Source organism: Motilimonas pumila, assembly GCF_003596335.1.
GTDB classification, from domain to species: domain Bacteria; phylum Pseudomonadota; class Gammaproteobacteria; order Enterobacterales; family CBDFNC01; genus Motilimonas; species Motilimonas pumila.
This window is the reverse complement of sequence record NZ_QZCH01000010.1, coordinates 43,639-56,487: the sequence shown is the minus strand read 5'-3', so window position 1 is coordinate 56,487 and position 12,849 is coordinate 43,639. Positions and strand designations below refer to the sequence as shown.

Below are 12,849 nucleotides of genomic sequence, written 5' to 3'. Positions count from 1 at the left end.
TTCCTCACAAATCAATGCTGGTATGGCATGCTATAACTGATATCTTAACGCTTTTCACTTATTGTCACCACGTTGTAGTTGGGTTTGCTATGTTACATTTTCATTTATTGTCGCACCCAAAAGAAGTCCACCGTCGCAGTAATACCGGGCAAGTGATTGAAGCGCTATGGCCTGAACACTGCCAGCGATATATTTGGTCACGCCAGCGTAACGTTTTGCCAAAAGCGTTAAATACCTCAATGGCGCTGTTAATGCCTGGCGACCAAGCAAGTAGCAGCCAAGATGAAGTGAAGGGCTTTCAACATTTCTTGATCATAGATAGCACCTGGCAAGAAGCCAAAAAAATATACCGGCAATCACCTTGTTTACACATTTTACCTAAAGTTTCAGTGTGCGCTAAACCGTCCACTTTTATTCTGCGGGCAAACCAAATCGAAGGCGGTTTAAGTACCGCAGAAGTAGCTGTAAATTTGCTTAGTCAGCAAGGTTATCACCAACAAGCGGAGCAACTTGAGTGTAACTACCATGCATTTATGCGCCAGTGCTTATAAATCAGTATAAGCATAATCTAAATGTGGCTTTTTCAACTTGACGAAATCGACCATAATTACCTTGTTGAGTAGGAGATTTACACTTTTTTGCTTAACAGCGAGGCGGATAATTGGTATAAAACCGCTCTTGTTGTTACGGTCTAACCGTCTCGACCCTTTTTTATCTACAAGGCAGCTTCATTTCGATGTTTTTAAGTCCATTTTTTAGCGAGCAGAATAACCAAGTGTTAATCACACCTGCTCAAGCCAGTCATTTCGCCAAAGCTGTAGCTGGAGACTTTAACCCACTGCACGATCCTGATAACAAGCGATTTTGTGTGCCGGGCGATTTATTATTTTCTATGGTGTTGGCGAAGTATGGTTTAAGCAAGAAAATGGCGTTTACCTTTGCCGGTATGGTGGGCAAAGACGTATTGCTGAACTTCCCTGATACTGATGACTGCCAGTTCGATGTTACGGACGATAAAGAAAAAGTGTACCTTAGCGTGGCCCGTGAAGGGGAAGTTAACCACGACGCAGAGCTGATCGAAACGATGGCGAAAAACTATGTCGAGTTCTCTGGACATAACTTTCCTCATATTCTCGTGCCTTTGATGGCAGAGCATAACGTGATGCTGAACCCTGAGCGTCCATTGGTTATTTATGAGAGCATGGAGTTTAGCTTAAGTCGAGTTGATTTCTCAGCGCCTACTTTAGAGTTGGCCGAAAGCCGCTTGGAAGTGAATGGCAAACGCGGCATCGCGTACCTTATCTTTGATGTAAAAGCCGATGGGGAACTTGTCGGTACAGGCTCGAAGAAAATGGTGCTTAGTGGCTTAAGAGAATTTGATAAAGTGGCTATCGACGCATTTTGTGAGCAATACCTTGCGAGCCGAGACGCTTACGACAAATCATAACTAAGGCCAGCTTTTACTGCCTGATAAAACCCAGCTTAGCTGGGTTTTTTTGTGCCTAACGCGGGCAAGCTTTGGCTTAAACAGGAAAAAGTGCGAAAATAAAATAAATTTTAGAGGGAGCAAGCTGAATGAAAAAAGACACAACGATTGTCTCGGCAGGTCGCAGTAAAAAATGGACAAAAGGCGTGGTTAATCCGCCTGTGGTCAGAGCCTCAACGGTCGTATTCGATAGCGTCGCTGAAATGAAACACGCGACTCGCAACCGGGCTAACCAGGTTATGTTTTATGGTCGCCGTGGCACAGATACCAGCTTTGCTTTTCAAGATGCGATGGTGGCGTTAGAGGGCGGTGCCGGTTGTGCCTTATACCCTTCAGGAACGGCCGCTATTAGTAACGCTATTTTATCTTTTGTGAAAGCGGGCGATCATTTATTGATGGTTGATACCGCCTATGAGCCAACCCGTGATTTTTGTAACAAATTGCTAAAGAATTTAGGCGTTGAGACAACCTATTATGATCCTATGATAGGCGAAGGCATTCAAGACCTTATTCAAGACAATACGCGTGTGTTGTTTCTTGAATCTCCGGGTTCACTCACCATGGAGGTACAAGATGTACCGACTTTGGCTCAGATTGCTCACCAACACGACATCGTGGTCATGCTCGATAACACTTGGGCGTCACCGATTAACTTTGACCCGTTCGCACATGGCGTTGATATCTCTATCCAAGCAGCCACTAAGTATATAGTGGGTCACTCAGACGTAATGTTAGGCACGGCAACGGCCAACGAACAGCATTGGGAGCAGTTACGCGAAAACAGTTACCTTATGGGGCAATGTACTTCGCCTGATGATATCTACAACGCGCTACGTGGTTTGAGAACCATAGGTGTAAGAATGCGTCAGCATCAAGACAGTGCATTGAAAGTAGCACGTTGGCTTGAGCAACGTGAAGAAGTGGATCATGTTCGCCACCCAGCATTTACAAGTTGCCCTGGCCATGCGTTTTTTGAGCGTGATTTTACTGGCAGTAACGGCCTTTTCTCATTCGTTCTAAACCGTGGTAATCAAGCGGCGTTAACGGCTTTATTAGATGGCATGGAACACTTTAAAATGGGTTACTCTTGGGGCGGTTATGAAAGCTTGATTCTAGCGGTTAATGGCGTGAAAAGTTTAAGAACAGCCACCGAATGGCAAGCGGCTGGGCCATTAATGCGGGTTCACATAGGCTTAGAAGATGTCGATGATTTAATCGCCGATTTAGAGCAAGGTTTTGCGCGATTTAATAGCTGTTTGTAGTCCATTAATATCGATGCCAAATCGTTGGCATCGATATTTCAATGGTAAGGTTATGTATTTTCGTGCTGATAAATGTGCACGTCGCGCTGTGGGAACGGAATAGAAATATTCTCCTCGTCAAAGCGCAGTTTTACTTCACGAGTAACGTCCCAATACACGTCCCAGTAGTCTTCATTTCTCACCCACGGGCGAACAGCAAAGTCTACCGATGACTCACCTAAGGCATGCACTTTGATCATATATTCATGACCTTCTTCTTTCATCACTGCTGGGTGTGCTTCTAAGATTTCCGCCAGTACTTTCTCAGCTTTACGAATATCATCGCCGTAGCCAATGCCAAATAACATATCTACACGGCGGTAGTTTTCAGCCGAGATATTATTGATAGTGTCACCCCAAATTTTATTGTTTGGAATGATTAAACGCTGGTGGTCAATGGTTTTAATCGTGGTGGAAACCAAGCTCATGTGGCTGACTTTACCGCGAACGCCGCCCGCAACATCGACAAAGTCGTCCACGTCAAATGGACGGTAAATCAAAATCATCACACCAGATGCAAAGTTAGATAATGTATCTTGTAAGGCTAAACCGACAACCACACCTGCGACACCAAAACCGGCTAATAGTGGACCTAACTCTACCCCTAGCTGAGACACTCCGACCATTAAACCTAGGACAAAAACAACTTTACCGGATAAGCCGATAAAGAACTCTTGCATCAGCACGCTAAATTTCATGGTTGAGTGGGTTACGCTACGCTGCACTGCTTTTCTAACCAAGCGAGCGATGCTACGAGTGATAAACATGATCACCGCAAACAATAATAGGCGCATCAATAGTGTTGGCGTATTGGCGAGCGCCCAATCTTGGAAGCTTTCTAACCATTTACCGGCTAATCCTGTGACGACTTTGAGGTCGAATACGTCGGTAGTAATGTCGCCGGTAATGCTAAAGATAAGCTGTTTATAATCGGATGTGCTTTGTTTATAACGATCCATTAGCTGCACGGTTTTCTCTAGGTTGCCTACCAGTGCATTGGCTTGGTCGGTGGCTTTTTGTAGTTCCTGAGTAAGAACCGCCTTGTCATCGTCAGCTGCTGTATTGAGTCGGCGCTTTAAGTCAGATTGACGTTCGGTTAAAAAATGAATCATGTTAGAGAGCATTTCGGCTCGGTTTCTGATTTCTTTTTTAAGCAAGCGAACTTCTTGTTTGACATCGATTTTTAGGCGCACGGCCCACTCTAACGTTTCGGCTAACGCCACGTAGTGTTCATCTAGAATATCAAGTTGCTTTTGCTGCAAAGTATTGAGTTCAGCCCGTTCTGATGGTTTCGCATTTTTATTCTCCGAAACCAGGGTGCGAAGTTCTTCTTGGCTTAACTTGATAGATTGTCTGAGGTAAGTAATTTGAGCAAAAATATGCGGCGTTATTTCAGCTGCGTGTTGTTCGCCAAATTTTTCGACCACTTCGTTTAGAATGATGCGCACGTCTTCATTTTGACGTTGCACCACGTCTTCCATGAATAATCGCTCTTCACCTTTCACCGCTTCTAGCTTTACCTGCTCAGCGGTAACGTCTTGTTGGTCTTGTTCTATGTCTTGCAATTGATCACTTAACTCAGAAGCAAAGCTTAAGCTGGTGAACAGTAGCAGTATGAGTAAAAAAGGCATTTTAATAACGCTTTTCATGCGTGGATTCCTGTTTTGTAACAAGCCGTTGCTTGAAGTAAGCAAGGCCAAGAAGTTGAGTCTTTGTGTCGCCACTGTTAACTATAAAACAATTTTGGCGCAGGTATATATTGCAGTGTGATTATGGTCACGTTTATCGCGGCTAATAATAGGGCGCTAAATACTAAAGAACAAACGCTTTTTTCCAGAATTAATGAATAACTCACTCTGGCGTAATATGGTAACTAATTAAAGTCAACACGACCTAAACTGATCCTAAATCGAAACTTGATTGAGTTAAGAAACTCAGATGTTTTATGCTTAGGAGCGAATATGACGTTGAAAAATTTCCTGACTTCCACTTTATTGGTATTGCTTATTACGCCTGTTGCTGCATTAGCCCACCATGATAATCATGGCTATAACAACGCTCATCATTCTGGACATTACCAGGACAATTATCACCAAGCGCTGCATAAGTGTGAACGCAAGGCCCGCAAAAATCGCCATAATGGTCAGGTTGTGAGAGGGGCCACACGTGGTGCGGTATTAGGCCGTTTAGTGGGCGGGAAAAAGAAAGCCCGTCGCTTGGCTGCGGTAGGTGCGGTGGGTGGCGCGATTCGTAAAGCGGATGACAGGGCTTACCATAACGTCAATAGCTGCATGGCACGAAAAGGCTATTAATCTCTATCTTACCATGGTGGTTAAAGCGTCAAAAAACAGCCGTATACTTAACGGCTGTTTGATGACTCCGGCAAGGCTTGCTAAAGGCCTGACGATAAGCTTTGTTTAGCCTCAAGCTCCTCAATTTGCTCTTGGGCGTCAAGCCATTGCATTTCAACTTCTTCTAACTCCGCTTTACAGCTGCGCTGCAGGTCAAGAGCTTGATTGAGCTGCGCTTTATTGTCTGCTTCATAAATGCTGCTATCACTGAGCTCTGCTTCTACATCAGCTAAAGTAGCAGTCAGCTTGTCCATTTGCTGTTCCGCTTGCTGCATTTGCTTACGGTAAGGCTGAGTTTGTTTGCGAAGCTCTGCTTCTAAGCGTTTTTGCTCTTTACGATTAGCTGCGCTATTACTGCCTTTTTCTCCACCGCTACTTGCTTGTTGCTTCTCGAGTTTTTGTTGCTCACCCAGCCATTTATGGTAATCGTGTAAATCGCCGTCAAAAGGCTCGACTTTGCGGTCGTGCACCAAGTAAAGTTCGTCGGTGGTGGTGCGTAATAAATGACGATCATGGGATACCACAACCATAGCGCCATTAAAGCCTTGCAGCGCAACCGTGAGGGCGTGACGCATTTCTAAATCGAGGTGGTTAGTTGGTTCGTCCAGTAATAATAAATTCGGCTTTTGCCAGACGATTAACGCCAGTACCAAGCGGGCTTTTTCACCGCCTGAAAATGGCCTCACTGCTTCTAGCGCTTTGTCACCTTGGAAACCAAATCGGCCCAAATAGTTTCTCAGGTCCAACTCAGATTGATCGCTTGCCAAACGTTTTAAATGTTGCAACGGCGTATCATCAAGGCGCAAAAACTCAAGTTGGTGCTGCGCGAAGTAGCCTACTATTGCGTTTGGGTTTATTTCAAAATCGCCGCCTTGGGCTTTGAGTTCGCCGGCAAGCAATTTAATGAGCGTGGATTTACCTGCGCCGTTTCGACCAAGTAAGCCAATACGGCTGCCTGGCACTAGGTTGAACTTAATCTTTTCGAGGATCAGCGTATCGTCATAGCCTGCACATATTTGCTCCATGGTAAGTAACGGCATGGGTAGGGCATCGGGCTCAAAAAAGTTAAAACTAAATTGACTGTCGGCATGAGCAGGCAGCGCCAGTTCCATTTTCTCGAGGGCTTTAATTCTGCTTTGCGCTTGTCTTGCTTTAGAAGCTTTATAGCGAAAGCGATCGATATAGCTTTGCATGTGAGCCATTTCTTTTTGCTGTTTGTCATAAACCGCTTGTTGCTGCATCAGCTTTTCGGCTCGTTGCTTCTCAAAGCTGGTGTAGTCACCGGTATACTCAAACATTTGATGTCGCTCAATGTGAATAATCTTGCTTACGATGTCGTCGATAAAATCACGATCGTGAGAGATAAGTATTAACGTGCCTTCGTAAGCGTTGAGCCACTTACCAAGCCAAATTACCGCATCAAGATCTAAGTGGTTGGTGGGCTCATCCAGTAACAGCAAATCAGAACGACACAGCAGAGCTTGGGCCAAGTTTAAGCGCATTCGCCAACCACCTGAAAAGTCACTCACTTGATGGCTTTGTTTAGCATTGCCAAAGCCCAAGCCGGCAAGCAATTCGGCGGCGCGGGCTTTAATGGTGTAGCCACCAATGGTTTCAATTTGGCCATGCAGTAGGGCTATTTTATGACCGTCGCCACTGGCTTCAGCCGCAGCAAGCTCTGTTTCAAGGCGGCGATATTCGCGGTCGCCATCCATTACGTATTCAATCGCAGACATGGCTAAGGCGGGGGTTTCCTGAGCTACGCTCGCAATTTGCCATTGACTTGGCCAACTAAGCTCGCCGTTGTCGGGCTGAAGCTCATGTTTGAGGAGCGAGAAGAAACTCGACTTTCCACAGCCATTAGCACCTACTAGGGCAACTTTTTGACCGGGATTAATACTGGCGGATGCGTTTTCTAAAAGCGGTCTACCGCCGCGAATGAGCTCAATGGCACTGGCAATGATCATATACAGGCTTGCTGACTAAAAAATGAGAGCAGATTCTAGCACAGGTGATACGACAGAAGAAAAGCTTGCCGCCTTCAGGTACAATGTTAACGCGGACTAAAGCAATAAGAGAGCAGCTACAAGCGGCCTTGAAACTTGTGTAATTGCCCTCATATAAGGAAGAGTATGAGCAAAAAGAAACGTTTTATTGCTGGTGCCACTTGTCCATCTTGTCGCAAATTAGACACTATAGTGGTGTTTGTTGAGCAAAATGTAGAGAAAGTAAACTGTATCGAATGTGGCTATACGCAAAGCCAGGCTCCTGATGAAATCAGCGGAGCGACACGTCAGTTTGAGCAAGTATTAGGCATCTTTAACCCTGATGATAATTAATTGGAAAAACTATGAAAGTTGCAAATGAACATGTTGTATCTATCCACTTTGCAGTTGCTGACGCTGATGGCGTTGAGATAGATAGCACCGCTGGTGGCGCGCCACTTGACTATATCCACGGCAGCATGTTTCTGGTGCCAGGTTTAGAAGCCGAGCTTGAAGGTAAGTCTGTTGGCGATAAATTTGAAGTGACGTGCCAACCTGAGTTGGCTTATGGTGTACATGAAGAGGCTTTAGTACAAGAAGTACCTCGTGCCTTGTTTGAAGAAGAAGGTGAAGTACATGCTGGCATGCGTTTTATTGCTGAAACAGATCAAGGCCAGCGCCCTGTTGAAATTACCGATGTCAAAGAAGAGACGGTAACGGTCGACGGCAATCACCCGTTGGCAGGCCAAACGCTGATTTTCTCTGGTGAAATCTTGTCCATTCGTGCCGCGAGCGATGAAGAGTTGGCTCACGGCCACGTGCATAAAGCTGGGGGCTGCGGTCATGGGAATAGCCATGATGATGCAGAGGAAGGTTGTGACAGTGAAGAGCCAAAATCAGGTTGCTGCGGCAGCGGTAAATGCGATAGCTAATCTTTAGCACGTCGCCATTGAATGGTTAAGCCCAAGCAAACTGCTTGGGCTTTTTTATTGTTCTTGCTTACTTTGAGTTTATGGTCGTGCTTGTTATCAAAAGTAAGTGCGCATCATATCAATGACCTGATATTCGTCGTCAATGACGGCAAGTTGTTTCCACTTATCAAAGGTTAAGCACGGATGTGAAGTCGAAAAGGCTATCATGTCGCCTACCTTAAGCGCTGCACCCTCAGGGAATGAGAGGTATGCATGTTGATCCATAATGTCCGTTAACTGCCACTGTGAATCGAGAGTAACTACATTATCTATGCCATCACCTGGCTTAACTAAAAGTTCTGGACTTGGAAGTCCAGCATCAAATGCTGTATCTCGCTTACCCATGCCGATGATCGCGTGACCAGGCTCTGGAATAGATTGAACATAAGCCCACACTTCAAGGGCTGAGCTAAGGTCGCCTTTAATATCACAAGCCACTTGAGAGCGCTGTTTTAGCGCTTGCTGGCTGCTTTGATAAATGCCTGTGTCGTGGATTAAATAACAGCCTGGGCGAATCACTGGAATAATTTGTGAAGGTAAGCGCGCTTGTTGAAAGCTCTCTGCAACCAGGTCATACCAAGCGCTGCCTGCGCCTGTTAATAGGACGCGAGAAGTATCAAACGCTTTAGCAGCAAGTAATGTAAGGGTTTGCTCAATCATATGTGCGACAAACTGCTTAATAAGTGTAACTTCATTGTCGCCATGAATAACCCCTTCATAAAACTCTACCCCGGCGAGTTGCAGGTACTCGCTGGTGTGGATCACGTCTAAGGTTTGTTGAATTTGCTCAGGAGTGCGACAGCCACAGCGGCCGCCTGAGACCCCAATCTCTAGCAATACTTTTAGTGGCGTTTTTACGTGGCCGAAAAAATCAGCCAGTAATTTTGCATGCTGAGCTGAGTCAGTAAGACAATAGAATTCGAAATCAGGGTCTTGCAGTAAATCTGCAATCATCTGCATATTGCTTTTACCCACCAATTCGTTTGCTAATATCACGCGCTTTATGCCGTGGTGATAAGCCACTTGCACTTGAGGGGCGCTGGCTAATGTTATCGCCCATGCACCGGCTGCCATTTGTTGTTGAAACAACCCTGGAGCCATGGTGGTTTTACCATGAGGGGCTAGCTTTACTTGTGTTTGGTTAGCGTAACCTTGCATCCAAGCTAAATTATTATCGATACGAGATTGATACAGCACTGCCGCAGGCAAGCTAATATCTTGCGCCAGCAGATTTTGTTGGCCGGGAACGAATGTGGAAATGCCTTTATGTAAAGAGGATGTGCTAGGTTGCATAGGACACTCTGTGTGAATCGGTTTATTCAGTGAGTGTATTTTTTATTTATATGACTTACAAACCTTATATCCATTAGGTTGATTCGGTAACCTAAGCAGTGAACCCAATAGCACAGGCGAGCAACGGGGCTTAAACAATCACGGGGTAAGAAATGACAGCAGCGGAAACAGGCTTACAAGAAAAAGCGCACGTGTGTGACGTGTTAATACTGGGCGCTAAGGTCGTCGATGGCAGTGGCCAAGACGCTTACCTGGCTCATGTTGCCATCACTGCGGATAAAATTGTTGCTATTCAAAAGGTCTCTCAGGTTAACGAGCGGCCACATTATTTGGGGCACAGAAAAGTGGATGGCAAAGGGCTGGTATTGGCTCCCGGGTTTATTGACGTGCATACACATGATGATACTAATGTTATTCGCAACCCTGAGATGCTGCCAAAGGTTAGTCAAGGCATAACTACAGTGATTGTGGGAAACTGTGGTATCAGCGCTGCTCCCGTCAGATTAACGGGCGCGCCACCCGATCCGATGAATTTGTTGGGAGAGCAAGCGGACTTTGTTTACCCTGAATTTGCAGATTATGCGGCGGCGGTTGAGGCTCATTCACCGGCGGTAAATGTTGCGGCCTTAGTAGGCCATACCGCGCTCAGAAACAACGTTATGAATGATTTACTGCGCCCAGCATATAAAGATGAAATTATTCAAATGCGGCAACAATTGCATCAGGCCATGGAGCAAGGCGCTCTAGGGTTAAGCTCAGGTCTTGCCTATTACAATGCCAACGCAGCACCCGCCGAAGAAGTGCAAGCTTTGGTGGATTGCTTGCGTCAACATGATGGCATTTATACTACCCATTTACGCACTGAGTTCGATGAAATCATACCGGCAATGAACGAAGCGTTTGATACTGCAAAACAAGGGCAAGTGCCTCTGGTTATCTCTCATTTGAAATGTGCTGGAGCAGGCAATTGGGGGCGCACCACCGAAACCTTAGCTTTGTTTGAACACCGCGCTCAGCACCAACATGCGGCTTGTGATTGTTACCCTTACTCGGCTAGCTCATCCACTTTGGACTTAAACCAGGTAACAGATGAATTTGAAATTTTTATTACTTGGTCTGAATCAGAGCCAAGCATGGCAGGGCAAACTTTAGCGTCGATTGCAAGCCAGTGGCAGCTGCCTTTGCTTGATGCAGCAAAGCGTTTGCAACCTGCAGGGGCGGTGTATCATGGTTTACATCCGGAGGACGTGAAACGGGTACTGGCTTATCCTCGTACCATGGTGGGCTCAGACGGCTTACCGAATGATCCTCACCCGCACCCAAGGTTATGGGGCGCATTTCCACGAGTATTGGGATATTACTGCCGAGAGTTAGCATTGTTTTCATTGCCTCAAGCGGTACACAAAATGACGGGTTTATCTGCTCAGCAGTTTGGTTTGAAGAAGCGGGGATTAGTGAAAGAAGGATATTTTGCCGACTTAGTCTTGTTTGACCCTGATCGCATCATAGATAAAGCCAGCTTTTCTGAGCCAAAGCAGGTTGCTTCTGGCATCGTAGCCCTTTATGTTAATGGGCAATTGACGTATCAAGAAGCAGCCAGCAAAGATATTTCGCCTCAAGTAACCGCGCGAGCTGGTCGCATGTTACGTCGTAAATAATCAATATCAACAGGAGAGCAGCATGAGTATTAAACGTTACGGCGCAGAAGGTGGTACAGGGACCGGTGGCCAACACTTGCCATTTTCAAGTGCGGTAGAAGCGGGTGGCTTTTTATACGTATCTGGCCAAACCCCAATGACAGACGGTGAGGTGGTTGAAGGCGGCATTGTTGAGCAGTCTCGTTTGGCGATTCAAAACTGTGTCGATATCATGCAAGGCGCAGGCTATGAGCTCAAAGATGTGGTGCACGTAAAAGTGGTATTAACCGACGCTCGTTACTTTCAATCGTTCAATAAAGTATTTAAAGAGTTTTTTGGTGAGCACCCACCGGCGCGAGTATGTTGGGTCGCTGATTTAGTGGTAGATGTGAAAGTAGAAGTAGACGTTACTTGTTTTCAAGCGCCTTAGGCACAGGCTCTAGACCCTAAAATGGTAAAATAGCCAGTGTTCTCTGGCTATGTTGCTATTTGCATGCGCCATTAATAGTGTGGCGGAGGGGTTTCTTCCGCCTCGCTGGCGACTTGATTTTCTACGTGTCCGTCCTTCATTTTTTGAACCAAAAATTGCATTTGTGATCGCAAGGTTTCGATTTTATTTTGTTGTTCGGCTATTTCTTGGTTTAAGGCTTCAATGGTGTCGTCTTGAAAAGCTACTTTCGTTTCTAGGTACTCAAGACGGTTAAGAATATCGCTGATTTCTGTCATGGCTTCTATGGGATACGACTGTTTACTGGCCAGTACTCGAGTAGTCCGGCGGAGCTTTCAGTGATCACTTGTTGGTCAACTAATGTGGCAGAGTATACAACAGCGCTTTTCGGTCGGCTGTTTTTTCTTGGGCTAACGTGCCATTTTTGTAGCTGCTTACCCGTCGCAACGTCCCACAGTAACACCTGACGTGCTGGTGAGCCGGTGAGTAAGTATTGACCGTCAGCCACAAAACGCGCACTGCTAAAGACCTCTTGGCGAGCTAAGTAGCGCAATCGAGACAAGGCTTCACCGGTTTGGATTTGCCATACGTTAGCCTGTTTTTGGCTGTCGGCGGTAAATGCAAGTTTACCCGTTCGCTCTAGCTCAACCATAGTAACGCGGCTGGGGTGAGTAAATTTATGCACAACTTGGGCGGTACGGGTGTCCCACAAATAGGCGGTATAATCATTACCTCCAGTTAAGGCGTAATGACCATTCGCAGAAAGATCTACGGCATTAATTTTTTCAGTGTGGCCGAGAAATTCTAGCCTACGGCCTGTTGTTAAGTCGACATGCACCACTACGCCATTTGCGAGGCCGTATAATACGTAACGCCCAGAGTTAGACAGGGCGATATCGCGAATGTTGGATTGACGTATCTTGTAAAAGCCTTTTGACTCTCCGTTATTGGTGTCCCATACTGCAAACTCGTCGCGGCTCGCGGTTACTACGTGAGAGCCATTGTCGGAAAAACGGGTAATAAAGACGGCGTTGTTTTCTTCGCTGCCGACACGCCATTGGAATTTAACGAGGTTTTTTTGGTTATCCCACAACGTTAGGCCGTGATGAATCGATGACACCACGCTCAACTGGCCGTCGCGGCTAATATCTGCGGCATAAGCGCTGTCGGTAGCGTGTTCTATTTGTGTGACAGGTAACCGCTCTTCACTGCATGCGGTTAATAATATCGCCTGAATCAAAGAGAAAAAGATTGCACCTTTAGCCATCTTTGTAGTCTACTTGTTGGTTTATAGGTTAGCGTTAGTATAAATGGATTTTCCACGCTAAACCTTTATCTGTATATCGATTATGTACATTGATACACTTTTTGGAGAAG

13 protein-coding genes are annotated in these 12,849 nt (G+C 45.9%); 8 read left to right on the top strand and 5 right to left on the bottom strand.

What is annotated here, in order from left to right; genetic code table 11:
- The first annotated feature begins 14 nt into the window (after nucleotides 1-14).
- The 3 genes from D1Z90_RS09325 (at nucleotide 15) to D1Z90_RS09315 (ending at nucleotide 2,748) form a co-directional block, all read left to right on the top strand.
- On the top strand, nucleotides 15-551 hold the full coding sequence (locus tag D1Z90_RS09325) for a tRNA-uridine aminocarboxypropyltransferase (RefSeq protein ID WP_119910486.1): 537 nt from the start codon (nucleotides 15-17) through the stop codon (nucleotides 549-551).
- Between the two features lie 185 nt (nucleotides 552-736).
- Nucleotides 737-1,447, top strand: a complete 711-nt coding sequence (locus D1Z90_RS09320) for a DUF3581 domain-containing protein (RefSeq protein WP_119910485.1) — start codon at nucleotides 737-739, stop codon at nucleotides 1,445-1,447.
- Nucleotides 1,448-1,575: 128 nt separating this feature from the next.
- Nucleotides 1,576-2,748, top strand: a complete 1,173-nt coding sequence (locus D1Z90_RS09315; protein ID WP_119910484.1) for a cystathionine beta-lyase — start codon at nucleotides 1,576-1,578, stop codon at nucleotides 2,746-2,748.
- 50 nt (nucleotides 2,749-2,798) lie between these two features.
- Here the strand turns inward: D1Z90_RS09315 and D1Z90_RS09310 are convergent, their stop codons facing one another.
- On the bottom strand, nucleotides 2,799-4,436 hold the full coding sequence (locus D1Z90_RS09310; protein ID WP_119910483.1) for a mechanosensitive ion channel family protein: 1,638 nt from the start codon (nucleotides 4,434-4,436) through the stop codon (nucleotides 2,799-2,801).
- 312 nt (nucleotides 4,437-4,748) lie between these two features.
- Here D1Z90_RS09310 and D1Z90_RS09305 point away from each other — a divergent pair, with 312 nt between their 5' ends.
- Nucleotides 4,749-5,099: a hypothetical protein gene (locus D1Z90_RS09305; RefSeq protein ID WP_119910482.1), complete on the top strand. Its 351-nt coding sequence runs from the start codon at nucleotides 4,749-4,751 to the stop codon at nucleotides 5,097-5,099.
- 80 nt (nucleotides 5,100-5,179) lie between these two features.
- Here the strand turns inward: D1Z90_RS09305 and D1Z90_RS09300 are convergent, their stop codons facing one another.
- Nucleotides 5,180-7,105, bottom strand: a complete 1,926-nt coding sequence (locus D1Z90_RS09300) for an ABC transporter ATP-binding protein (protein WP_119910481.1) — start codon at nucleotides 7,103-7,105, stop codon at nucleotides 5,180-5,182.
- Nucleotides 7,106-7,270: 165 nt separating this feature from the next.
- Between D1Z90_RS09300 and D1Z90_RS09295 the strand changes: the two genes are divergently transcribed.
- Entirely contained in the window at nucleotides 7,271-7,477 is a 207-nt protein-coding gene (locus D1Z90_RS09295) for a YheV family putative zinc ribbon protein (RefSeq protein ID WP_119910480.1), read from the top strand.
- Between the two features lie 11 nt (nucleotides 7,478-7,488).
- On the top strand, nucleotides 7,489-8,055 hold the full coding sequence (gene slyD / locus D1Z90_RS09290; protein WP_119910479.1) for a peptidylprolyl isomerase: 567 nt from the start codon (nucleotides 7,489-7,491) through the stop codon (nucleotides 8,053-8,055).
- A gap of 96 nt (nucleotides 8,056-8,151) precedes the next feature.
- Here slyD and D1Z90_RS09285 read toward each other — a convergent pair whose 3' ends face one another.
- Complete coding sequence (locus tag D1Z90_RS09285) at nucleotides 8,152-9,387, bottom strand: amino acid deaminase (protein ID WP_119910478.1); 1,236 nt, start codon at nucleotides 9,385-9,387, stop codon at nucleotides 8,152-8,154.
- A 152-nt stretch (nucleotides 9,388-9,539) separates the two neighbouring features.
- On the opposite strand from D1Z90_RS09285, the gene D1Z90_RS09280 reads away from it, so the two are divergent.
- The gene (locus D1Z90_RS09280) at nucleotides 9,540-11,045 is read left to right on the top strand and encodes an N-acyl-D-amino-acid deacylase family protein (protein WP_119910477.1); all 1,506 of its coding nucleotides are present in this window, start codon (nucleotides 9,540-9,542) and stop codon (nucleotides 11,043-11,045) included.
- 22 nt (nucleotides 11,046-11,067) lie between these two features.
- Nucleotides 11,068-11,454 (top strand): RidA family protein, encoded by a 387-nt coding sequence (locus D1Z90_RS09275; RefSeq protein ID WP_119910476.1) that lies wholly within the window; start codon nucleotides 11,068-11,070, stop codon nucleotides 11,452-11,454.
- A 71-nt stretch (nucleotides 11,455-11,525) separates the two neighbouring features.
- Here the strand turns inward: D1Z90_RS09275 and D1Z90_RS09270 are convergent, their stop codons facing one another.
- The gene (locus tag D1Z90_RS09270; protein ID WP_119910475.1) at nucleotides 11,526-11,750 is read right to left on the bottom strand and encodes a SlyX family protein; all 225 of its coding nucleotides are present in this window, start codon (nucleotides 11,748-11,750) and stop codon (nucleotides 11,526-11,528) included.
- A gap of 5 nt (nucleotides 11,751-11,755) precedes the next feature.
- Entirely contained in the window at nucleotides 11,756-12,739 is a 984-nt protein-coding gene (locus D1Z90_RS09265; protein ID WP_119910474.1) for a WD40 repeat domain-containing protein, read from the bottom strand.
- Between the last annotated feature and the right edge of the window lie 110 nt (nucleotides 12,740-12,849).